Annotated in this window: 22 protein-coding genes and 1 pseudogene; 5 read left to right on the forward strand and 18 right to left on the reverse strand. The window is 54.6% G+C overall.

The window, feature by feature from the left end; genetic code table 11:
• The first annotated feature begins 85 nt into the window (after positions 1-85).
• Together eno and rsmA are read left to right on the forward strand one after the other, a co-directional pair.
• A complete protein-coding gene (eno, locus tag KV190_RS04295; RefSeq protein ID WP_460194746.1) occupies positions 86-1366 on the forward strand; it encodes a phosphopyruvate hydratase in 1281 nt (426 codons plus the stop codon).
• A 3-nt stretch (positions 1367-1369) separates the two neighbouring features.
• Positions 1370-2206: a 16S rRNA (adenine(1518)-N(6)/adenine(1519)-N(6))-dimethyltransferase RsmA gene (gene rsmA / locus KV190_RS04300; RefSeq protein ID WP_460195219.1), complete on the forward strand. Its 837-nt coding sequence runs from the start codon at positions 1370-1372 to the stop codon at positions 2204-2206.
• Here the strand turns inward: rsmA and KV190_RS04305 are convergent.
• The 8 genes and pseudogenes from KV190_RS04305 to KV190_RS04340 all read right to left on the reverse strand — a co-directional run bounded on the left by KV190_RS04305 (position 2141) and on the right by KV190_RS04340 (position 10434).
• Positions 2141-2929 carry an E3 ubiquitin ligase family protein gene (locus KV190_RS04305; protein ID WP_460194747.1) on the reverse strand — a complete coding sequence of 263 codons (789 nt, stop codon included), beginning with the start codon at positions 2927-2929 and terminating at the stop codon, positions 2141-2143. The genes rsmA and KV190_RS04305 overlap by 66 nt on opposite strands.
• A gap of 59 nt (positions 2930-2988) precedes the next feature.
• Positions 2989-3999 (reverse strand): biotin synthase BioB, encoded by a 1011-nt coding sequence (gene bioB, locus KV190_RS04310; RefSeq protein ID WP_460194748.1) that lies wholly within the window; start codon positions 3997-3999, stop codon positions 2989-2991.
• Between the two features lie 9 nt (positions 4000-4008).
• Positions 4009-6474, reverse strand: coding sequence for a phenylalanine--tRNA ligase subunit beta (gene pheT / locus KV190_RS04315; protein ID WP_460194749.1), 2466 nt, complete (start codon positions 6472-6474; stop codon positions 4009-4011).
• Between the two features lie 136 nt (positions 6475-6610).
• Positions 6611-6841, reverse strand: a pseudogene (locus KV190_RS04320) (IS701 family transposase); the annotation flags it as partial.
• 170 nt (positions 6842-7011) lie between these two features.
• Positions 7012-7425 carry a hypothetical protein gene (locus KV190_RS04325; protein WP_460194750.1) on the reverse strand — a complete coding sequence of 138 codons (414 nt, stop codon included), beginning with the start codon at positions 7423-7425 and terminating at the stop codon, positions 7012-7014.
• 124 nt (positions 7426-7549) lie between these two features.
• A complete protein-coding gene (gene rsmG / locus KV190_RS04330; RefSeq protein ID WP_460194751.1) occupies positions 7550-8230 on the reverse strand; it encodes a 16S rRNA (guanine(527)-N(7))-methyltransferase RsmG in 681 nt (226 codons plus the stop codon).
• On the reverse strand, positions 8217-8525 hold the full coding sequence (locus tag KV190_RS04335) for a hypothetical protein (protein ID WP_149819447.1): 309 nt from the start codon (positions 8523-8525) through the stop codon (positions 8217-8219). Before KV190_RS04335 ends, rsmG begins: the two co-directional genes overlap by 14 nt.
• Before the next feature lie 157 nt (positions 8526-8682).
• Entirely contained in the window at positions 8683-10434 is a 1752-nt protein-coding gene (locus KV190_RS04340) for an iron uptake porin (protein WP_460194752.1), read from the reverse strand.
• Between the two features lie 309 nt (positions 10435-10743).
• On the opposite strand from KV190_RS04340, the gene radC reads away from it, so the two are divergent.
• The gene (gene radC / locus KV190_RS04345) at positions 10744-11493 is read left to right on the forward strand and encodes a RadC family protein (protein WP_460194753.1); all 750 of its coding nucleotides are present in this window, start codon (positions 10744-10746) and stop codon (positions 11491-11493) included.
• Here radC and KV190_RS04350 read toward each other — a convergent pair.
• The gene (locus KV190_RS04350) at positions 11490-12392 is read right to left on the reverse strand and encodes a polyphosphate kinase 2 family protein (protein WP_460194754.1); all 903 of its coding nucleotides are present in this window, start codon (positions 12390-12392) and stop codon (positions 11490-11492) included. The two genes, radC and KV190_RS04350, sit on opposite strands and share 4 nt — an antisense overlap.
• A 203-nt stretch (positions 12393-12595) precedes the next feature.
• Here KV190_RS04350 and KV190_RS04355 point away from each other — a divergent pair, with 203 nt between their 5' ends.
• Both KV190_RS04355 and KV190_RS04360 read left to right on the forward strand, forming a co-directional pair.
• Positions 12596-13015: a hypothetical protein gene (locus tag KV190_RS04355; protein WP_181496238.1), complete on the forward strand. Its 420-nt coding sequence runs from the start codon at positions 12596-12598 to the stop codon at positions 13013-13015.
• A 13-nt stretch (positions 13016-13028) separates the two neighbouring features.
• A complete protein-coding gene (locus tag KV190_RS04360; RefSeq protein WP_460194755.1) occupies positions 13029-14204 on the forward strand; it encodes an aldehyde dehydrogenase family protein in 1176 nt (391 codons plus the stop codon).
• Positions 14205-14211: 7 nt separating this feature from the next.
• Here KV190_RS04360 and KV190_RS04365 read toward each other — a convergent pair whose 3' ends face one another.
• From KV190_RS04365 to KV190_RS04405, 9 genes are all read right to left on the reverse strand, one after another.
• Complete coding sequence (locus KV190_RS04365; protein ID WP_460194756.1) at positions 14212-14793, reverse strand: DUF1997 domain-containing protein; 582 nt, start codon at positions 14791-14793, stop codon at positions 14212-14214.
• Between the two features lie 72 nt (positions 14794-14865).
• A complete protein-coding gene (locus KV190_RS04370; RefSeq protein WP_460194757.1) occupies positions 14866-16509 on the reverse strand; it encodes an ABC transporter permease in 1644 nt (547 codons plus the stop codon).
• A 42-nt stretch (positions 16510-16551) separates the two neighbouring features.
• Positions 16552-17418, reverse strand: coding sequence for a carboxylating nicotinate-nucleotide diphosphorylase (gene nadC, locus KV190_RS04375; protein ID WP_460194758.1), 867 nt, complete (start codon positions 17416-17418; stop codon positions 16552-16554).
• A complete protein-coding gene (trpD, locus tag KV190_RS04380) occupies positions 17408-18427 on the reverse strand; it encodes an anthranilate phosphoribosyltransferase (RefSeq protein WP_460194759.1) in 1020 nt (339 codons plus the stop codon). Before trpD ends, nadC begins: the two co-directional genes overlap by 11 nt.
• Before the next feature lie 47 nt (positions 18428-18474).
• The gene (locus tag KV190_RS04385) at positions 18475-18828 is read right to left on the reverse strand and encodes a hypothetical protein (protein ID WP_460194760.1); all 354 of its coding nucleotides are present in this window, start codon (positions 18826-18828) and stop codon (positions 18475-18477) included.
• A 96-nt stretch (positions 18829-18924) separates the two neighbouring features.
• Complete coding sequence (locus tag KV190_RS04390) at positions 18925-20421, reverse strand: cobyric acid synthase (RefSeq protein WP_460194761.1); 1497 nt, start codon at positions 20419-20421, stop codon at positions 18925-18927.
• Positions 20396-20758, reverse strand: a complete 363-nt coding sequence (locus KV190_RS04395; RefSeq protein WP_460194762.1) for a HepT-like ribonuclease domain-containing protein — start codon at positions 20756-20758, stop codon at positions 20396-20398. The genes KV190_RS04390 and KV190_RS04395 overlap by 26 nt, the downstream gene beginning before the upstream one ends.
• Positions 20748-20960: a nucleotidyltransferase family protein gene (locus KV190_RS04400; protein ID WP_460194763.1), complete on the reverse strand. Its 213-nt coding sequence runs from the start codon at positions 20958-20960 to the stop codon at positions 20748-20750. The genes KV190_RS04395 and KV190_RS04400 overlap by 11 nt, the downstream gene beginning before the upstream one ends.
• A 137-nt stretch (positions 20961-21097) precedes the next feature.
• The gene (locus tag KV190_RS04405) at positions 21098-22783 is read right to left on the reverse strand and encodes an alpha/beta hydrolase (protein ID WP_460194764.1); all 1686 of its coding nucleotides are present in this window, start codon (positions 22781-22783) and stop codon (positions 21098-21100) included.
• Positions 22784-23007 lie beyond the last annotated feature (224 nt).

Below are 23007 nucleotides of genomic sequence, written 5' to 3' on the forward strand. Positions count from 1 at the left end.
CTTTAATAGCTTAGGTCATCCTTAAGCCATTTCAGTTTTATCGGGCATCTATCGTACAATCTAGCTGCATATTGAGGATAAGCAGATGATGGATACGGCGATCGCAACGATTCGTGCCCGCGAAATTCTCGACTCGCGGGGGCGCCCCACGGTAGAAGCAGAAGTCGAACTAGATTGTGGCATTGTTGGACTGGCGCAGGTTCCTAGTGGTGCCTCAACGGGGAGTTTTGAAGCCCATGAACTGCGGGACGGCGATCCCAAGCGCTACGGTGGCAAAGGCGTCCTCACAGCGGTGGAAAACATTGAAACCACGATTCTCAGTGCCCTTGTGGATCTCAACGCCCTTGATCAGACGGTGATTGACCAGTGCCTCTTGGAACTGGATGGCAGTGAGAACAAATCCAACCTCGGTGCCAATGCCATTCTTGCGGTTTCCCTTGCCACGGCTAAAGCAGCCGCCGAATATCTTGGTCAACCCCTCTACCGCTATCTGGGGGGGCCGCTGGCCAATGTGCTGCCTGTACCAATGATGAATGTCATTAACGGTGGTGCCCACGCCGCCAACAATATTGACTTCCAGGAATTCATGATCATGCCCATTGGTGCCCCTAGTTTTCGGGAGGGACTGCGCTGGGGGGCAGAGGTTTTTGCCGCTCTGAGTAAGGTGCTGGCGGATAAGGGGTTACTGACCGGTGTGGGGGATGAAGGCGGCTTTGCGCCTAACCTTGACTCCAACCAAGCGGCCTTGGATATTTTGCTGCAGGCGATTGAAACCGCAGGTTACACCCCCGGCACTGACGTTGCCCTTGCCCTCGATGTCGCCGCCAATGAATTTTATGAAGACGGCAAATATATGTTTGATAATGCCAGCCGCACTGGCCCTGAGTTAATCCGCTACTACGAAGAACTGGTGAGCAACTATCCCATTGTCTCGATTGAGGACGGATTGCAGGAGGAGGACTGGGACAACTGGGCACTCTTGACCGCAACCCTTGGCGGTCGCATTCAACTGGTGGGGGATGATCTGTTTGTTACCAATCCCAAGCGCTTGCAACGGGGGATTGACAATGGCGTAGCCAATGCCATCTTGATTAAACTCAATCAGATTGGCTCGCTAACCGAGACCCTGCAAACCATTGATCTGGCAACCCGCAAGGGCTACCGCTCAGTGATTAGCCACCGCTCTGGTGAAACCGAAGATACCACGATTGCCGATTTGGCCGTGGCCACCCGTGCGGGTCAAATTAAAACCGGTTCCCTCTGCCGCAGTGAACGGGTTGCCAAGTACAATCGCCTGTTGCGCATTGAAGCAGAATTAGGGGATCAGGCGGTCTACGCACCCACGGTGGGCTTGGGGCCGCGCTAGGTGATTCGTGCCCGCAAACGGTTTGGCCAGCATTGGCTGCGCAGCGAATCGGTTTTAGCCCAGATCATTGCAGCGGCTGAACTGCACGCGGGCGATCGCGTCTTGGAAATTGGTCCCGGTCGGGGTGCCCTCACTCGTCCTCTTCTAGCTAGCGGTGCTGAGGTAATTGCCGTTGAACTGGATCGAGATCTCTGTGGCCAATTGCAACGGCAGTTTGGCAGTGACCGGTTTCAGTTGATCGCAGGCGATATTTTGCGGCTGGACTTAGCGCCCTTGGGGTGCAACAAAGTGGTGGCCAATATCCCCTACAACATTACAGGACCCTTACTGGGGCATCTGCTTGGCAGTATTGCCCGACCGCGTCGCCCGGCCTTTGAGCGGTTGATTCTACTGGTGCAAAAAGAAATTGGCGATCGCCTGATGGCAACCCCCAGTAGCAAAGCCTACGGTGCCCTCTCCGTACGGGTGCAATTTCTGGCCACCTGTGAGAAGGTGTGTGCGGTGCCCCCCCGGGCCTTTCAGCCGCCACCTAAGGTGGATTCTGTGGTGATCTGTCTGCGTCCCCACGCGACACTGCCAAGGGTGCGATCGCCCCAATGGTTAGAAACGCTGCTGAAACAGGGGTTTGCCACTCGCCGTAAGATGCTGGCCAATGCCCTCAAGTCCCTTGTGGAACCCGATCAAGTGCGCCAAGCGCTGCTTCAGTTGGGGCGAGATGTCAATAGCCGCGCCGAAGCCCTCAGCCTCGAGGATTGGCTCGCCCTCAGTGAACTGCTACAGCAGCCCTACCAAGATCAACAAGACCCCCAACCCACCACAGGCCGCAGCACCAATGGTTGAGTAGAGTACGGCATTGCTGGTGTCTTGACTCAGGCTGTCTTCTGATTTTAGGGAGACAAAGAACTTTTGTCCCTTGGCGGTGGGACGCTCAATGCGCAGCGTACCCGTTTGATCACTGGCAGTACCCACCACCAACACCTGCCGATCCACTGGCGTGATCCATTCCTGATAGCGATAACCAATGGTATTGCCACTGCCAAAGGTGAGGCTGCCCACGTTGATCTGAAAGCTGCCAAAGCCAAGGCGGGCAGTGTTATTGGCGGGTCGAAATTCATCGAGGACTTGGATGGTTTCCATATCAGCCCCGCGGGGATCGACTTCAATCTCGCCGTAGCGATCGCGCACGCGGAAAGGAATGGTCTGGCTATTGCTGCTAATCGTGTCGGAGCGGCGTTCAGTGCGCCAGCGGGTGCGGCCTTCACTATCGGTTTCGCGCACCTGTTCTTCATACTCGCGGCTGACACACATGCGGTAATGGACGCAGGGCACCTGCTTTAACTCTGAGATCAGGGGCTGATCCACAACAATCTGACCCGAGACCTTCACATATTCCCGTAGGTTGCCACCGCCAATTTCCTGCGCCACCTGCTGTTGGAGCTGATGAAGATCCGCTGTGGTGGATGGCGTGGCTAGCTTGAGGCTACGGAGCTTCAGACGATAGTGGCGCTGCACAAAAAAGAGGACGATCGCCGCAATTAGCAAAAGGCCACCAAAAACGCCCATTGGAGACTCCGCAACAGTAGTGCCGCCAATCCCTAGTTTAGCGATGCGCAGTGCAGATGTTATGGGGCGATCGCCCGCCCTTCGGGGTCTTCAAGCACAAAGCCAGCATCGGCAATCATTTGCCAGTCTTGGTGGGGGGCTTGGCCGGGGGTCGTTAGATAATCGCCGACAAAAATGGAGTTGGCGGCATAGAGGCCAAGGGGTTGGAGCGATCGCAGATGCACTTCGCGGCCACCGGCAATGCGGATCTCTTGGCGCGGCAAAAGCAGACGAAACAGCACGAGAATGCGTAAACAGTGGCGCGGATTGAGGTTGTGCTGTTGGCCAAGGGGGGTCCCCGCAATGGGAATCAGAAAGTTCACCGGTACACTGGTCACCTGCCGCTGCCGCAGGGAAAGGGCAAGATCAATGACATCGTCATCGGATTCCCCCATACCCAAAATGCCGCCAGAGCAAGTTGTAATTCCAGCGGCTTGGATATTCGCTAGGGTCTGGTCGCGATCGCTAAAGGTGTGGGTGGTGCAAATTTCGCCGTGGAAGTTTTCCGAAGTATTTAGGTTGTGATTGACGCGATCGACGCCTGCTGCCGCCAGCCGGGCGGTTTGCTCAGCGGTGAGTAAGCCCAAGCAGGCACAGATTTTGAGGGGATAGCGCTCCTTAACCGCTCGAATAGCCGCAAGCACCTGCTCAAAGACCTTTTCATTGGGCGATCGCCCGGAAATAACCATGCAAAAGGTACCGGCCTTGAGTTGGGCCGCGCGATCGGCCGCGGCAAGAATTTTTTCCTGCGAGAGTAGGGGATACTTTTCAATCTCAGCCGTGGAGATTTTTGATTGTGAGCAGTAGTGGCAATCCTCTGGACAGAGACCACTTTGGGCATTGAGCAGATAGTGCAGCCGTACTCGATTCCCCCAGTAGTGGTAGCGCACCCGATAGGCCGCCGCCAATTGATTCAGAAGTTCGGTATCTGCGGCTTGTAACACCGCCCGCGCTTGATCGCGGCTGAGGCATTCATCGGCAAGGGCTAAATCGGCAAGCTGCTGCCAATCGGTCGTCAATACTGTGTTCATGGTTTTTTCTTAGCTACGGAGGGTCACGGCGTATTTTTCCACAAGGCTGTCGCGAATGCGCTGATGCAATTCATTCACCTCGGCCTCGGTGAGGGTACGATCGCTGGCGCGGTAGGTGAGGCGAAAGGCCAAACTGCGCTGCCCTTCAGGGACACCCGTGCCACTGTACTCATCAAAGACTTCGACACTCTCAAGGAGGGAGTCGCGCCCGCCTGCGGCTTTCCAAATGGTGCGGCTGAGTTCCGCCACAGTGAGATCCGCTGGCGCAAAGAAGGCGAGGTCGCGATCGCTGGCGGGATAGGTTGAAAAAGGTTGAAAGATGATCTGGCGATAGCGTTCCTCAAGACGGCTCAGGAGTACCTCTAGATCCAGTTCAAAGACATACACTGCCGCCGGCAGGTCGAGGGTCGCCGCATACTGCGGGTGTAACTGGCCAAAAATACCGAGCCGTTCCCCATTCAAACAAAGGGCTGCCGTCCGCCCCGGATGCAGGCGTTCTTCTTGGCGATCGCTCTGATATTCCACATGCAAACCAAATCGCTGAAAGACACTCTCAAGAATCCCCTTGGCTTCATACCAGGTGAGGGGTTGGGCTTGCTGTGAGCGGCGCACCCATTTACCCTGCCACGGATCGCCACCGATGATGCCCCCAAGGCGATCGCTTTCCCAGAGACCCTCTTCATCTTGACCAAAAACACGGCCAATTTCAAAACCATTGAGGGGCGGATTCCCCTGTTCTTGGTTGTAGCGGAAGGCCTGTACTAGACCCGTGATTAGATCCGTACGCAGCGACGAAAACTCCGCCACTAGCGGATTCACAACGGTGACTTGGTTGGGCTGACCACCTTTTACCCAAGAATAGTGCATCAATTCCGTCAGACCCGCTCCGCGAAAGGCCGCCCGTAGCTCCCGCAGTAGGGTGAGTTCCAGCGGTAGTGCTCCCAATTCCGATTGAGCGGGCAAGGTTTCCTCAAAGCGGTCGTAGCCGTAGAGCCGCGCAATTTCCTCAATGAGATCCACCTCGCGCTCAATGTCACGAAAGCGGTAGGGGGGCACTGTTACCGACCACACCACTAACTCGTCCTCAAAGGTTTCTTGACGGCTGAGGTGAAAGCCAAGGCGGCTGAGTAGCTCTTCAACGGTCTCTGCGTCCAAATAGGCGAGTTCCTCGCTCTCCGCTGCATCAGCAACCACGGCCCCCAAGAGCCGATGCACTTGTTCCAGTCGTAGGGTAAGGGTACGTTCGAGGGGCGGACGCTGATCCGCCAGTGTGGTGTAGGTTACTGTCCCTTGGGCCACCTCAGTCAATAGGGCGATCGCCTCAGCGGTGGCCGCCTCTAGTTCTGCGGGGTTTACCCCCCGTTCATAGCGAGCCGAAGCTTCCGTGCGTAATCCTTGGGCACGAGCTGATCGCCGAATCACTGGACTGGCAAAGAGTGCCGCCTCAAGGAAGACATTCTGCGTACCCTCATAAACCTCAGTTTCTTCGCCCCCCATGACCCCCGCAAGGGCAACGGGCACATCCCCGGCGGTAATCAGGAGATTGTCGGTACTCAGCACCCGCTGCTCACCATCGAGGGTTTTCAGGGTTTCCCCAGCCTTGGCAAAACGCACGCCGACACTCACTGGGGTTTGGGCAGCAACCCCTTGCAACCGATCCCAATCAAAGGCATGGAGGGGCTGGCCCCACTTCAGCAGGATGTAGTTGGTAATATCCACCACGTTATTGATGGCACGCAAACCCGCAGCCTCTAACCGTTGCTGGAGCCAAAGGGGCGAAGGGGCAATCTGGACATTGGTGATCAGTGTGCCACAGTAAGCAGGACAGGCCTGAGGGTCAGCGATCGCAAGCTGTACGGGAGCCTTGGTGCGAGACTTTTTGGGGGCGATCGCCTTGGGGGTGGGGAGCGTCAGGGAAGCACCAGTGAGTGCGGCCACTTCACGGGCAATGCCCACCATACTCAGGGCATCCGCACGGTTGGCGGTTGAGGTCAGGTGCAAAATCACATCATCCAAGCCAAGGAGAGGACGGACATCTTCGCCCACCGTCACCCCATCAACGAATGTGTGAATGCCCTCAGACTCTTTGGTTAGCCCCAATTCAGCAAGGGAGCAAATCATCCCCTCAGATTTCACCCCCCGCAGTTTTGCCGGTCGAATTTTCAGATCAATTTTGGCCAGATATGCCCCCGGTAGTGCCACGGGTACATACAAGCCTGCGGCGGCATTGGGTGCCCCACAGACAATCGTGCGCGGTTCCCCTTGACCCACATCCACTTGGCAGACCCGTAATTTTTGGGCATTGGGATGGGGTTCACAGGCCAAAATATGACCCACCACAACCCCTTCCGCCCATGTGCGCCGATCTTCAATTTCTTCGACTTCAAACCCCGCCATCGTCAGGCGATCGGCCAAAGTCGTCACATCGAGATCAACAGCCACTAATTCCCGTAGCCAGCGAAGGGAAACCCGCATGGAATCCTCAACAAAACGTCATACTTTGCCATTTTTCAGCCTACTCTCCTGTGATGGCATTACACAAGTCTAGAATTTTTAGGGATCCTTAGATCGAATGGGCAGTGGGCGGATTATGTATCCCTCTTTAGTGACTTTAGGTGGATGAAAAGACACGTTGTTGGTTCCACTGGTGCACAAGTGGACAAATAAAGGCATTCATCTGATGGGTGATTTGGGCAAAGCCAAACTGTAACGATGGCATCGGAAAGATCCCTAACCACCGCTTCAGCCCATTGAAGCAAATCAGGGGTTGGATCATCAGTCGCAGGTTGTTTAATAAGTTCTGCCACCCCCGTTGGTTATTCCACCAAGGCTGCTGGGTGAGCGTGCCGTCAAAGCTCACGACGCAAACCGTTGCTGTGGTGTTGAGGCCGAGGTCAACCGCCACCACATTTGTATCGGGTTGCCGCTGTTCAGGAGAACACTCAAAGGGAACCGACAAATGCCAACGTTTGCCATCGGTGACGCGTGAGGGAGACAACCTTTGGTTCGCTTCTACTCGATGCCGCTCCCCTCGGCGGGTGATGGCCACCGTCGTCCACACCCAATCCCTGCCCGTGAACACTTTGATTGCGACTTTGTCTTCTCCATGAAGTTTGTAGCACTGCCCTTTGTACAAGACGGGGTAGCAGACAGTATCACCGTTGAGGGTGGCGGCTTCGCATCACGGTGCGAGCAAGTACCTGATTGCCATTGCTGATAGCGAGTGACAAAACTCTTCACCTGACCGACGGCAAAGGCAATGGCAGCTCGACGGTAATAGCTGGGGAACTTGTAAAAGGTGCGGTCAATGGGGTAAGTGACTTGGGGACGGTGAGCGGTCGCGTGGCTCAGTCTCTCGACAGCAAAGATCACTTGCTGCGCACTCAAGTCGGCCAAAGTTGACCAGTGGGTAAACACAATGCCCATCAAGTGCCTGCACAAACGACGATAAACCTTCACCGTTTGAGTGAACCACTCGCGTTTTCGCTACATTGCTGCGCCTTAAACCCCACCTGCGACGCGAGGATGGGGGAGTGCAGGCTAAACATGTTCAAGCCTGACGCTGAAGGTAAATGCAGTGGCGCTGGGCATGGCTCAAGGGGGTCGTGAATGCCTGAATGTCTAACTGTTGACTGCGGTATCGCGGCAAGAGGGTCTCTAAATGCTGGCTATCCTCGTCGCTCCACTGGCCTCGGTACAGGACTAAAATGCCCCCCGATCGCAATAGGGGCAAGCCATAGGCACAACAACGAGCGACATCACCCACGGCTCGAATCAAGGCCAAATCATAGCGGCGCTCATGGTCTTCTGCCCGTCCCCATTGCGGGTGAATGTTGGCCAAACCAACGCTTGAAGGGAGAGACTGCAAAAACTTGACTTTCTTTTGGGTTGCTTCAAGGAGCGTCACTGACCAATCGGGGCGGGCGATCGCCACCGGTACCCCCGGAAAACCACCGCCACTACCAATATCAATGACCTGTTGAATTTTAGTTCCCCACGGCATTCCCGCAGCGGGCTGAAGCCATGGCAAAATCCCCCGCAACGAATCCCAGAGGTGCTTCTCCCAGAAATCAGGGACTGCCGTAATCCGCGTCAAGTTGATCCCTTGGTTGGCTGTGAGGATTGCCCCATAGAAGCGTTGGAACTGTTCCTGCTGTTGGGGTGTGGGTTGCCACTGGAGGGTCTCCTGCCAAGGGAATGGCTCAAGCAATAACGGGCTAGGACTCGCCATCACCACCACTGGGCAACTCTTTCTTTGCCGTTAGCACCTCCCATGCGGCTTTGAGTCGCTCCTCAAAATCCTTGACATGGCTAGAGACAGTATCAGCATTCGACTTCAGCTCCGCGATCGCTGTTTCAAGGGCTTTTTGCACATCCGCTGGTAGGGCTTTGAGTTGAGCAGTTGCAAAGCGTTGCAGAGCCGCAAGGAGAGCTTTTGCCGCTTCGGTGACCTCTTCTGGACTAACGGCTTCTGTTTCAGGTTCGGGAGTCGGGGACTCGGGTGGCGAAACTTGTTCTTCGGACATAGGGCAATACTCCCAAGTGAGTACTCAACAAGCTTAGCAATTATTTTGAGCACCCCAGAAAAGGGCTGTACCCCTACCTTAGCAAATGCCGTTTTGCCCCAACTCCCAAAAGATTAAAGTGAAACCCCGCCCGGTTGGGCAGGGAAGATGCAAGGCACTAGAAGCTAAAGGTTGTGCGCACCACGCCGAGGACGATTGGGGCATTGTTACTGTTGCTGTTGGGGTTGACTAAAGCAATGACCCCCGGTGTGATCGAGATGTTGGGCGAAATGGGAATGCGGTATAACCCCTCGATGTGGTAGGAGTTAAACGTTGCGCCGGGAGCACCCGCCACATTCCGAACGCTAATGGTTTGTGGGGGCTGACCGACAATCAAACCCAGAACATCGCCCTTACGCCAGATGTCCGGCACCCCAAAGGTGGCTGCCCAGTTCAAAACCTCCGCTTCTGCCCGAGGTCCTGTAAAGTTTTGCACTTGATAGACATTGGAGTAGCCGACCCAACCAGCAATATTGAACTTGGGAATCGGGCGATAGGTAAACTGAAAGCCAAAGTTATCAGCGGCTGCATTGGCATTACTCCCAATCGGGTTATCAGCAGATCCAATAAAACCATTGCTGCCTGTGCCGCCGGCAACACTCGTACCAAAGGAGCGCACATAGGTGAATCCGAGGGCTAAGTTCTTCACTGGTCGCCAATCTAATTGAGCCAAGGCTGCATAGGCGCCCCCAATCAAACCATTGGTATTCGGGGTATTGCGGTTGGGATTGTTGGCATTGGGCGCTTGATAGCCAAGATTGAGGACAAGGCTTGTGCCCTGCTCTTTGTTTTCAAGGAGCGTGTAACGCAGGGTCAGACCCGCACTGTTACCGCCACCAAAGCGATAGAGGGGGTTAAAGCGACCAAAGCGGCTAATGGCTCCCGTTTCATCGGACTGCAAGAGGGGGTTAAAGGTGAAGACATTCTTATCAAAGTTCCCTGCTGCGGCGTCAAAGGCAAGGAACAGGCGGTTGGTCAGAGGGGTACGGTAGTAGAGGTCATCAATGGCGAATTGGCCAGCCGTGTTGGTGTCGTAGCTGAGGCGTGCCATGTTGGTACCGGTAACGGTTCCGTAGTTAGGCATATTGGCCGCCTGGATGCGCACCCGCAGGACATCCTTGCCATAGAAGCTGGTGTCAAAGTTGAGCCGCGCGCGGTAGGTGGCAACGGGATTGTCTTCGATGGTTGGCCCGCGACCGGGAGCAGCAACGGCTTGGGTGCCCGTGAAGACATCCGACACACTAAAAATTGCGGAAGCGCGTAGTTTAGTGGTGGTGGCAAATTGGGTTGCCTCAAGATTGGCAACGCGGCCTTCCAGATTTGTCACCCGTCCTTTGATCACGGCTAATTCGCTACTAAATTCCTCCGCTAGGCGCTGCAGTGTGGCCAGATCTTCCTTGCTGGCAAAGCGATCGCTCATCACATCGAGGCAGGCATTCAAGGCCGCAGCAATTTCAAAACGTGTCGCTGCTCGGTTGCCGCGAAAGGTGCCATCGGGATAACCGGCAATACAGCCATATTTCTCCACCAGTGAGGCCAATGCTTGATAGGCCCAGTCCGTGGGGCGCACATCCGAGAGTTGATTCACTGAGGTCACTTGCGGCATTGTCCGCTGCATTCCCGAAGACGGCTCGGCGGCAGGGAGTCGGGGAGCTTGCGCCTCTAAGTCCGCCACCGCTGGCATTTGTGCCACTTGCAAGGGGGATTTTACTGAATGAGTGACTTGTTGCAACTCATCATCAAAAAACTCAAAAGAAGCCACATCACTCGTATGGGGTGTATTTTGCAATTGATTTGCAGCTAGTGCCGCTGACATTCCCCAAGCAGGAGCCAAAGCCAGCCCCAGCCAGACCGCGATCGATCTCGCCATTATTCACTCCTCAATCATGATCAAAGTATCTGCAAGCCTCGATTGATAGGATATTCAAGGGCAATCGGACGATCGCCCGCAGCACTTCTGAACAGGCAACCATCACCTGCCCCCTAGGAAAAGTTAGGAGTGGATTCGCAATAAGTTCATTGAGGCTGAACAGAGGAAAACGGTTTCTTTACTTTCTTTAGCTTGAACTACTTGCAAATAAAAGTCAACTACTTCTTGCGAATTTCTCTAAGCCAGTCCCAATGCTACTGCAAGCAAATCTTGATATGCTTTTTAGCAACTCCGTTGATCGCTGCTGTCATGTCCTACTCGCTCCGTGTTGCTGATCTGCCCGTCGGCGATCGCCCCCGTGAAAAGCTGCTCAGCCAAGGTGCCCGCTATCTAAGTTCCGCAGAACTGTTGGCGATTTTACTGGGCACGGGTCAAGGGGCTGGCAAACTCTCAGCCGTCGGCCTAGGACAATTCATCCTCAAACAGTTGGGGGAGCGCAGTGGTGACAGTAGCGATGCTGTGAGCGTTTTACGCGACATTACCCCAGAGGAATTGATGGCCATCCCCGGTGTTGGCCCCGCCAAAGCCACCACGATCCTAGCCGCAGTCGAATTGGGGAAGCGGGTCTTTCAGTCGCGGCCGGGGGAGCAAACGATCATTGATAATCCTGCGCTTGCTGCCGCTGTCCTCAGTACTGATCTGATGTGGCAACCGACGGAACGCTTTGCCGTTCTCTTGCTAGATGTGCGCCATCGCCTGTTGGGGTCTCATGTGATTACGGTGGGAACCGCTACAGAAACCCTTGCCCATCCCCGCGAAGTTTTCCGTGAAGCCGTGCGCCGCAATGCCAGCCGCCTGATCATTGCCCACAACCATCCCTCAGGCAATCTCTCTCCCAGTCAAGCGGATCTGGACTTAACCAAACAAATGCTACAAGCGGGACAGTTCATGGGGATTCCAGTGCTGGATCATTTGATTCTTGGCAATGGCGATTACCAAAGTCTGCGGGAGATCACCCCCCTCTGGCAAGACGTGCCCCAAGGCGATGGCAGTGCCTAATCCTCATCCGGTTCATTTTCCAGCAGCGCTTTTGCCTCTAGGAGTTGCTGCTTGTGGGCTTCACTGACAATCGGGTAGTGCAAGTTGAGACTCGCCAATTTTTGATAAATGAAGTGAGCCACCATGAGGCGGGCAAACCACTTGCGATTGGCGGGAATGATGTGCCACGGTGCCCATTCGGTACTGGTGTGGCGAAAGACATCGGCATAGGCTTCTCGATACTCATCCCAGTGGGCGCGATCGCGCACGTCATCAATGGAAAATTTCCAGTTTTTTTCCGGGCGACTAATGCGCTCCAAAAAGCGTTTTTTCTGCTCTGCTTTGGAGATATTCAGGAAAAACTTGAGGATGAGAATGCCATTGCGGGTTAAGTAACGTTCGTAGTGATTAATGTCCTCAAAGCGCTCTTTCCAGATGTGCTTGGTCTTGGTTTCGGGGGGAAGTTGCTGGCGATTGAGCAAATCGGGGTGTACCCGCACCACAAGAACTTCTTCGTAATAGGAGCGATTAAAAATACCAATACAGCCTCGCTCTGGTAATGCCCGATTCGCGCGCCACAAAAAGTCATGATCCAACTCCTCAGCACTCGGTGCCTTAAAGCTATAGACCTGACAGCCTTGGGGGTTGATGCCACTCATAACGTGTTTGATCGTGCTGTCTTTGCCCGCTGCATCCATCGCTTGGAAAATAATCAGCAGCGCATAGATATTCTGGGCATAGAGAACATCTTGATAGGCGGCTAGCTTCTTAATGCCCGCGGCAAGGAGTTCTTGGGCTTCGACTTTGCTTTTGAGGCCAGCGGTATCTGCAGGATCATAGTCCTTCCAGTGAAATTTCTCCCCCACGGGAACAATGTAGCGATCGGGGTTAATTTGGTCGAGAAAATCTTGGGGAATCATGATCAAGAGAGGTTGCGGCAGAACTGTATCCTAGCCTACATTCTCTCATTACAGAAAAATCGAAATATCCCCCTTTCGCCGCTATCTTTAACAAATTGTATAAGTCACAGGCAAAACAGAATTCTCTTTGTATGCTGTATCAGTAGGCGAGCGATCGCCCGCCATCGAATCATTTCCTGTCGTTTGCGTTTTGGACAGCCACCGTGGCTCCGATTAAACCTCACAAACTGGATCTCGATGCAAGTTACCCCTGCCCCTGTCGTCGCCAAGGGGAGTTGATGCCGATCGCCCTCACGGAAGCTTTTGGCTGTCGGCGCTGTCAGCAAATTTTTGTCGTCCGTCCTGATGGCTTTTCCATTGAGCAGTTGGCCACCACCTATCCCTACAAGCGAGCGTGGTATTGGACAGGATTGCAGTGGAATCAGTTGCAGCGGGGCTTCTCAGAAAGCTATTGGTATTTTGCGATTGGCCTGAGCTTCTTTTTATTGATGCCTATTCTCCTCTGGCTGCCCTTACTTCTACAATTGTCCTTAAAACCTGAAGGGCTGCTATGGATTATTGCCTCCCTGCTGATTGCACTGACGCCAGCATTTCTAGTCTGGATTGCCCTCTCCCGTCGTTGAATGCGCTGCGGCCATGTTGCCTGAGCCGCTAAGGGGGGCGCGAGTCGCCAGTACACACCTCAGCCAAGTGAGCTATGCCCTCCGTCAGGACGCGCTTCGGCGATTGATTGAGGAGCTAGCAACAGCAGAACCCCTCCTATTGGAGCAAAATACCCTTGATCTGGAATCCAGCCGCGATCTAGCAGTGTCTCAGATTGTTCTTGGCTGGCTACGGCTGACCCATGAGCGCCTGCACCGTATTCGCCAGTGGCTCGAGCACCTCTACCATGCCGCAGATCCATGGCAGCAACCATTACCGACGCGACCCGAGCGCTTTCAGTATGCCGTTCCCCTAGGGGTGGTGGCCTTGGTTTATGAAGGGCTACCCACTTTAAGCTTGATGCTGGCGGGCATGGCACTCAAGACAGGAAATGCCCTTGTGCTCTGGAGTGGTGAAAGTAGCCGCTATACTGCTGGGGCGATCGCCAGTCTCATCGAGGCCGCCCTCAGTAAAACCAGTCTGCCCCAAGCCGCCATTCAAACCCTCTCCTTGAGTCCAGCCAGTTGGCTTGCGGATCCCACCGCCGTTGATCTTGCCCTTGCCTATGGCCGCTCCCGCTTTGTGGCCGAGCAACGCGCTGCTGCTCGCTGTCCCTTGGTCTCTCTTTCCCTTGGGAATACCTATCTGGTTTGGGATGGTTCCGTCTCGCCAGAGAGTGTTCTCAACTGTATTCAGCACAGCCACCAAGCCAATCCCGATCGCGCCCTTGCCATTGAAAAGGTGATTGTGCTCAGTAATGTCAATCCCTCCCATCTGGCATTTGTGATCAATGAACTCACTCAAGCGGGCTACAAGCAGGGGGTGGATGAGCACTTACACCGCAACTATCCCGAAATTCCCCTCGTGGATGCCAGTGAGTGGCCGCTCCCCTATCTAGATCAACGCTTGGCGTGGCACTACGAAGAAGATTTAGCCGCCGCAGTGCATTGGATTCACCAGTATGGCAGCGCCGCCAGTGGGATTATGGCCAGCAGCTACGAAGACTGCCGTGCCTTTTATCAGCAGGTGCAAACCCCCCTTGTTTTTGTCAATCGTCCCCCCCAACTAGAGCGCTTAGATGCCTTGGCCATTGGTGCTGCTGCAAGGGGTTTCCAGCGGGGACTCTTTGGCCTTAGGCAGTTACTGAGCACGAAGCAGGTCTATCTCTAGGGAAGTTTTAGCTGGAACTGACAGGGAGAGGCGTGAGCCAATCGCCACTGCCATGGGTTTCCACTTCCGTCAGCCAGCGTTGGTAATCGGCGACAAGGTGTTGACTGAGGCGCTGTTTAATCGTTAACAGAACGCTCTTGAGTAAGCCATTGCCGGTGGCTTCAAGAATCGGGCGCGGTGTGAGATCCAAAGGCGGCGGAATATCTACCCCCACCTGCAAGTCAGCTAGACCAATCAAATCCGTGCCGTTTGCCGTTGCTTGGGGAGACAAGTAACCTTCGAGGGCGAGGTGAAAGCGGCGATTGATGTAGTCCACCCCACGAATTTCACAGCCAAGGGAGTGCAATTGTAAAGAGCCATCGCTATTAGCATGGACAGCCAGATCCACCGTGGGCTGCAAACTGACCATGAGAAAGTTCAGAGGACGCATCTTCAGGCGAAAGCGATCGCTCCCCAAAAATTCCACTCGGGTTGGATCGGTGAGGGCATAGACAAGCCGCTGGGGTTGGCGCAGGTAGTGCTGCAAGGGAGCCGTGGGTGTTTCAATACTGAGGCGGACAGATTGGCTGGCCTTAAATTCTAAGTACATAGCACACCTAGCGAACGTTGTTTCTAATGTAACGAATTATTACGAAGATCGGTAAACGGTAAACCGAACTCCCTAATCTGCCCAGCGAGTTTGCCGTCCCAGCCAAATGACCGGGATGAGACCGACGACCACCAAGGCCAAAGCACTTAAGGCGGCTTCGGGAAGTCGCTCATCAGAGGCAAAGCGGTAAACCTGTATTGCTAGGGTATCAAAGTTAAAGGGGCGAATGACCAATGTTGCAGGCAATTCCTTCATCACATCGACAAAGACCATCAGGGCAGCGGTAAAAAGGCCGGGCACCATCAGCGGGAAGTGAACCGTGCGCAGAATATTCCAAGGCGATCGCCCCAATGTCCGCGCCACCTCATCCAAGGACGGACGAATTTTCACTAGGCTGGCCTCCACACTGCCCAAGGAAACCGCCAAAAAGCGTACCAAGTAGGCGTAGATCAAGGCTGTGATCGTGCCACTGAGAATCAAGCCCACTTCCACGCCCCACAGGTGCTCAGTGAGATCATTAATGACGTTATCTAGCCACCCCAAGGGCATGAGAATCCCCACCGCAATCACTGTACCGGGAATGGCATAGCCCATCGCCGCAATCTGTGTTCCCCAACGCACCCAAACCGTTGGCAGCAAGCGATGCCCATAGGCCAGTAGCAGGGCAATACCCACCGCTAAAACCGCAGAGAGGGTGGCCAAAATCAGGCTGTGGCTGGCGTGTTCTAAAAATTCACGGCTGAGGTGCAGTTGTTGGTAACTGATGGCCAAGTAAAGGAGCAACCCGCCGGGGAGTAGAAGACCCAAGAACACCGGTAGGGCACAGACTAGCCAAGCCAAAGCCGCTCGCCAGCCTTTGAGCACGTAGGGAATGGGGCGATCGCCGCCGCGATTGTAATAGCGTGCCTTGCCCCGAGACCATTTCTCCACTAGCAGCAGGGCAAAAACAATCACCACTAAAACTGAGGCCAACTGCGCCGCCGCCACGCGATCGCCCATGCCAAACCAAGTGCGGTAAATGCCAACGGTGAAGGTATCGACACCAAAGTACTGCACAGTACCAAAATCATTGAGGGTTTCCATCAGGGCGAGACTGGTACCGGCAGCGATCGCTGGCCGAGCAAGGGGCAACGCCACCGTCCAAAAACTGCGCCAAGGCCCACAGCCAAGGGAACGACTGGCCTCTAAGCTACAGGTGGCCTGCTCCAAAAAGGCTACTCGCGCCAAGAGAAAGACATAGGGATAGAGAACGAGGGTGAGCATGGCGATCGCCCCGCCGAGGGAGCGGATATTGGGAAACCAATAATCACCGTAGCCCCAGCCCGTTAATTCCCGCAGCCATGCCTGAATCGGACCTTCAAAGGCAAAAAACTCCGTATAGGTGTAGGCCAAGACATAGGCCGGTGCCGCCAAAGGGGTCAACAGCAGCCATTGCCACCAGCGCACGCCCCAAAATTGACAGTTGGTAACCAGCCATGCTGTACTGACGCCAATGACCACGACGCCTATTCCCACCCCCACCATCAACCAGAGGGAGTTCAACAGGTAGTCGGGCAAAACCGTTGTGGCGAGATGCTGCCAAGTGTCACCCGTATGCACAAAGACTTGACTGAGAATGACAAGAATGGGCACGGCAATCACAAGGGCAATCAGCCACACCAGTAACTCCCAAGGTTTCAGGCGAACCCACCGAGGTAGGCTTAGGGATTTCGACACGGCACAACCTCCGAAAACAGGCACTCACTTCCTCAAAAAGACTCAAAGAATCGTCAAACTAAAATCTAGCCAGGGCGATCGCGTGATCATCGCACTCGTGGAAATGTAGTCCACCCCCGTCAAGGCCACTGCTCGCAAGGTTTCTAGGGTGATATTGCCAGAGGCCTCAATTTTAGTGTGGGGGGCTGCGGCGCGGATCATCGCCACGGCTTGGGTCATCTCTGGAATCGGCATATTGTCGAGCATGATCACCTCTACCCCCAAGGAGAGGGCTTCGCGCACCTGCTCTAGCGTCTCAGTTTCCACCTCAATGGCCAAGGGAAAGGGACTGGCTTGGCGGACTTGCTCAACCGCAGCCGTGATGCCCCCCGCTGCCACAATGTGGTTGTCCTTAATCATGATTGCATCGTCAAGGCCAAAGCGATGGTTGACACCGCCCCCCACCGCCACTGCATATTTTTCTAACAGGCGCAGTCCGGGCGTTGTTTTGCGGGTATCGACGAGTTGCGTCGGCAAGTCAGCAATTTGCTGGGCATAGGTATGGGTAAGGGTAGCAATCCCACTCAGGCGCATCAAGCAATTGAGAGCGAGCCGTTCACCCAAGAGCAAGGTTTCTAAGGGAGCTGCAATCCGAGCAACAATTGTCGGCGCCTCACAAAGGGTGCCCTCGGCCTGCTCGTAGGTAAACCCTACTGCTGCTGTCAGGCGTTGAAACACCCGCTCCACAATGGGCAGACCGGCAATGACTCCCTGACTTTTGAGACGGATATGGGCTTTGCCTTGGCGATCTTGGAGATGCAGGGCTTGGGTGGTGCGATCGCCCCGACCGATGTCCTCCTGTAACCATTGATCCAAGAGGGGATCCAAGACACACCACGGCGGCAAATAGGCAGATACCTTAGGACTCATTGGAGAGCGTCACCAATGCCTGTAACTTATCCCATGCCGCGCCACTGGCCAGAATCGCCTTTGCCCGATCCACCCCTTCCCACCAATCCTGAACGGCTGCTGCCACGTAGAGGGCTAAGGCGGCATTGAGCGCCACCACATCCTGCTGAGCCGTTGTGCCTTTGCCCTGCAGAACTTGCGTAAGAATTTCAGCATTGGTCTGGACATCTCCCCCAGCCAGATCCCGCAGGGGGGCACTCGCAAGTCCCAAGGCTTGGGGATCAAGGACTTCTTGGCGCAGCGACTCCTCAGGACTACTAAACATCACGAGATCGGTCATATTGCCGAGGGTAGCTTCATCCACCCCTTCGCGACCATAGAGGACAATGCCGCGTTGGCGTCCGAGACGTTGTAGGGCGCCGGCCATGGCTTCAAGATAGCGATCGCTAAAGACCCCAATCACCTGCCCTGTGGGATGGAGCGGGTTCACCAAAGGACCGAGGAGATTAAAGACGGTGCGAATTTTCAGGGTGCGGCGCAGGGAAGCCACGGCTTTCATGGCGGGATGCCAACCGGGGGCAAAGAGGAATGTGATCCCCACTTCCTTGAGCAAAAAGGCGGGATCGCTGTGGGCAAGATTGATCCCAAGGCACTCAAGGACATCCGCTGAACCGACGCGGCTAGAAACTGAACGATTGCCGTGCTTGGCCACTTTGACCCCCGCTGCTGCCACGACGAAGGCAACCGCTGTGGAGATATTAAAGGTACCGGCGCGATCGCCCCCAGTGCCGCAGGTATCAATGAGGGGTTCGGCTAAATTTAGGGGCGCACCGGCGGACTGAGCCAGCAATACATTGGCCATCCCCGTAAGTTCCTCAACCGTCAGCCCCTTGAACTGTAAGGCGGTGAGAATGGCACCGGAGAGGGCATCGGGAATTTCTGCTGCTAGCCATCCTTGCATTAACTGGGTGGCCTGCTCTTGCGTCAGGGCTTGGCGATCGAGGAGTTGTTGGAGCAGGTCAGACCACATTGAACCGTGTAGGCAGAGAATCGAGACTTAATTAGACTTAACTAGACTTAATTGAGTTGTTGCTGGCGCTGACGTGCCTGCCAATAGTGCATCGGTAAGCAAAGCAGCGAAGAGGTGGTGAGCAAAAAGGCCAAGAGTGCGGTGATTTTGCACATTTGACCTAAATCGGTGCCTTCTAATGGTACAGCGATTTGCAGACCCCGCGCACCACAATAGACGAGCCAATAGACAAAGATCATGCGCCAAAGGGTTTCACCATAGGCCTCTTGGGGGGAATACTCCCGTAGGGGACATTGTTTTTCCTCTTGATGAGCACTGTACAAGAGCCAGCTTAAGCCACTCAGGGCGGCGATCGCTGAAACAATTAAGATTCCCACTGACCAAGAAGCAGCCACTGTCATTGTCTTTTTGCACTCCCTATCATCAGCACATCGTTCCTCAGTCTAGGGGAGTCATTTGCAAGGGATGACAATTGCTAACAATTTGAAATTTTTACATCAACATAATTTACAAATGCTCTCTAGATTCAGGTGAGCCATCACGGTTTCTGTGAGTTGATCCAGTGCAGCAGTCCGTTGCTCGGCATAGTGGGGAATGGCTGTGGGTAGGGGGGGCAGTTGGCGGCGCGATCGCAACCCATTGAGCCAATGACGGCGCCAAGCACCATTTTCCAATAGCCCATGCAGATAGGTGCCCCAAAGCGTGCCCGCTGCATTAACAAGCCCGAGTTCTGAGGCAGCAAAAAGGGGTTGCCAACCGTTGAGATCACTTGTGTATTCACTTTGGCCTTGGTGAATTTCATAGCCCACGATCGGCTCAGAACAGGGGAAATACAGCGATTGGGTTTGTTGCTGTCGAGTACATTTAGTTACCCCCAATTGCGTGTGCAGCGGCATGAGTCCCAGTCCTTCATAGGTGCCGGGGCAGCCCTCTAATCCCAGCGGATCGCTAATGGTCTGACCCAAAATCTGCCAACCGCCGCAAATGCCGAGAATCGTTCCCCCTTGGGCAGCGTAGGCTTGTAGTTGCTCTGCCATCCCCGTTTGCCGTAGGACGTGGAGATCGGCAATCGTCGTTTTCGTCCCCGGCAGGATCACGGCATCGGGTTGCCCCAAGGGACGATGGGGGGGCAGAAACTCAAGGGAGACACTGGGTTCCGCCAATAGGGGATCAACATCGGTGAAGTTGGCAATACGCGGTAGTCGAATTACTGTAATTTTCAAGTCTCCCCCTTGGCGTTGGGGACGCGGATCCCATAGATCCAGGGAATCTTCAGCCGCGTAGTGGCGCTCGAGCCATGGAATCACCCCTAAAACCGGTACCCCCGTGGTCTCCTCTAGCCATTGCACACCACTGTCAAGGAGCGATCGCTGGCCACGAAATTTATTAATCACAATCCCCTGAATAAGCGATCGCTCGGCAGGGTCAAGAAGCATCAATGTCCCGACAATATGGGCAAACACCCCCCCTCGATCAATATCCGCCACAAGGATCGTCGGTGCCCCAAGATAGGTGGCCACCCGCATATTCGTGAGATCGCGGTGCTTGAGATTGACTTCCGCCGGTGACCCTGCGCCTTCACACACAATCCAATCAAAGCGTTGTTGCAGATCCGCCAATGCCTCGGTAATTGCCTGCCACCCCCGCTCAAAATAGTCCCGATAGTAGTCTGCCGCTTGGGTGACCCCCGCCACCTGCCCCTTGAGAATCACTTGAGAGGTCATGTTGCCTTGGGGCTTGAGGAGAATCGGATTCATCGCCACTTCAGGTTCTATCCCTGCCGCCCAGGCCTGCATTGCTTGGGCATAACCAATTTCACCGCCCTCACGGGTGACGTAGGCATTCAAGGCCATATTCTGTCCCTTAAAGGGAGTGACACGATAGCCCTGCTGCGCCAGCCAACGACAAATTACCGCTGTGAGGAGAGATTTACCTGCATGGGACGTGGTGCCCACTACCATCAGGGATTTAGCATTCAAAGTTGATTTGATCATCACCCAATTGCTCTAAAACATGAACGATCTGTGCCCGCAACAGCGGTACTTCTTGGGTAGCTGTTACCCAAACGATGTGCCAGTTCAAGGCAAAATATTCGTGCACAGCAATATTGCGAAACCCAACAACATCGCTCCATGGAATCTGGGGATGCTGTTCAGTAAATCGCCGCGGTAGTCGCGCACAAGCTTCACCAATGACGATCAACTTTTGCAATACAGCGCTCTGCCGTAACTCATCTTCCATAAAATCTGATGCTTTAACTCCCTTAAGAAAACGAGCAATGGCATCTGCAGCCTCTATCATGTCTAGTAGATAGAGACGCTCAGGCCGCATAGATCACCTGCTCTTCGCGGAGAATAGCATCACGAATAGCGGGCTTGAGGCCATTGCGAGGTACGAGATCAACCGGTCTTCGCAGCACTTCAGCTAGTTCCCTAGCGAGGCGATTCATTGTCAGAAAACCAACAGGGACATCTGGCGCAAACTCTACTAGGATATCCACATCACTGTCTGGCCCAAAATCCGCGCGCGTCACTGAACCAAAGAGAGAAAGTCGTGTGATTCGGTAGCGCTGGCAAAGTGCAATTAGCTCTGATTGGGGAATTGGGATAGCGATCGCCATGTCAATCTTGAGACAACTCTAAACGGTGCTTGCAGAAACTCACAGTTAGCTTAGCGATACTTCACTGCCTGCGGAACCTTTTCCAACAGTTCTGGGGTTAGGGATTGGGTCAGGTTTAGGCCATGGGTGGGCGAACTCAACGCCATCGCTGCCGCTGGTGTCAGCCATTGCCGTGCCTGTTCATCTCCGAGAAGGTGCAAGCGTAAAAAGGCTAAGCTCAATCCTCGCAGATAGGTGCGCGATCGCGGGGGCATGGCACCGACGAGTGCCTTGGGCACAGGCAAGACAGCTTCATTTTGACCAGCCTCACCAATTGTCGAAAAATGGGTCGCGTTGTCCATCAACACCAAGTAGCGATCGGGCGTCGTCAGCCACGTAAAGGGATAAATTTGCTCCTCGACCGCTGGGGCGATCGTATCGTCACTGGCAGCCACAAACATAACGGGAATTTTCAACTGACTCAAGGATTCAGGACTAAAGACAGCACTGGTAATCGGGTTAACAGCAATTACCGCTTGTACACGGGGATCCTGTAGGGAATAGACCTTTGGGGGTAATGCTTGCGCTTGGCATTGGAGCAGCAGTGACACATTAAACGAGTCGAGGACACTTCTGGTGCAATGTCGCCGCAGTTGTTGAAAATCCAACGGTGCCCCCGCGAGGGCGAGAGCCGTGTAGCCGCCAAAGGATTGACCAATCATTGCCACCCGCTCCAAGTTGAGCCGCCCTGCCCAAGGGTAGAGTTGCTCAGGAAATGCACCCAAACGATTGAGGACAAACGTGACATCAAGGGGGCGATCCAGAAATTCTTGAGCCGCCATCTTTGGACTGACATAGCCCATGGGAAACGACAGTACCTGACGGGTCGAGCTACCAACGTGCTCAAGGGCAATAACCGCAAAACCGTGGGAGGCCAGATGTTCACACAAATAGCGATAGCTGTAGCGGCTTGCCCCTAGTCCATGGGAAACAATGACCACTGGAACCCGCTGTCCCGCAGGAACAATGGGTAGATAGAGATCCGCTTCAATCGGGCGGGCATGTCCCGTCAACTGCAACCGCCGAGGCGATTCATCCACCGCTGTCCAAGGCATCTCTAGCCACCGCCAAGGCCCCGGTTGGAGCAGTAATTGCACACTGGCAGGGATAGATTCTGTCTGATTTGCGATCGCCTGTTGACGAACAACATCCAGAATTGTCTCTGTTTCGCGGATTGTGTGCTGGAAGTTTTTGAGAATCGCCAGTCCTTCCTTGAGGTCAAAGCGGATACTGGGGGAGGGGTAATGGCGCATCACACTCAACGCGGTGAGACCCTTGGGATCAGTGGCAGCGAGAATCAGCGCCGATCGCAGGGCAAGGGCATTTTCTTGGCGGCTTTGGGTTTCGAGGATCCGACCCGCTTGCACCATCAATTCTTGACCTAGGGGGGAGTACAGCAGTTGGGCAACAGCCACGGGGGACAATCGCAGCCGTTCTTGTAAGGCCAAGCGCAATTGCTGCTGATGCACAGGCGGCAATAACCGTAAATAGCTAGCGAGTTCTGGCGAGGCTTGGCCAGTGGTAGCAAAGCGTTCCAAATCAGCAATGGGGAGCGATCGCTCGAAGGGGCCATAGCGAAAAATAATCCGCTCTGCTGCCGTTGCCGACAGCCCCCTTGATCCCACCAAAAAGATGCTGAGACCCGCCACGACACTGAGGGGGGGCAAGAGAAACCACTTAAGGGAGAGAGTGTTCACAGCGAGGAGTCACGCAACACCACTAGATCAAGAAATTTAGAAAAGTAGTGGGAACAGCGCTCAGCGCAAAAATTCTATAGGTACTTTCCAGTATAGAGATAGCCCTTTGCTAATATGCCTGCTGCTGACATCATGCCCGCGCCACTTTGGAACTGCGAGGGTGCTGTCCTCGTCTCGAAAACTACTCAGGTTGTGAGCCAGCGCAATACCAGTACGTGATGGAC

It is taken from the genome of Thermosynechococcus sp. FA-CM-4201 (genome assembly GCF_054689355.1).